The sequence below is a fragment of the Citrobacter sp. TBCS-14 genome (assembly GCF_005280805.1).
Taxonomy (GTDB): Bacteria; Pseudomonadota; Gammaproteobacteria; order Enterobacterales; family Enterobacteriaceae; genus Citrobacter; species Citrobacter gillenii.
On the sequence record NZ_SZWM01001070.1, the window covers coordinates 1 to 203 of the forward strand.

A 203-nucleotide genomic window follows, 5' to 3' on the forward strand; every position below is an offset into this window, starting at 1 on the left:
ATGCAGTGACGACACCGGCACGTACAGTTTGGCGTCGTTGGCATAGGTGAGCATCAGGTATTCGCCGGTAATGCCGCCCGCTTCCAGCGTGGTCATACCGGCATAGCGACCCACGCCGTGCTCAAGGTGCACGACGGGTTGCCCCGGATGCAGCTCCGCGAGGTTACGAATTAACGTATCCGGGTTGATGGTACGACGAGAAT

General features: G+C 59.1%; 1 protein-coding gene. It reads right to left on the reverse strand.

Annotation, left to right across the window (positions count from 1 at the left end):
- A partial coding sequence (locus tag FDX22_RS23985) for a CarD family transcriptional regulator (RefSeq protein ID WP_146717891.1) occupies nt 1-203 on the reverse strand: 203 nt, incomplete at both ends.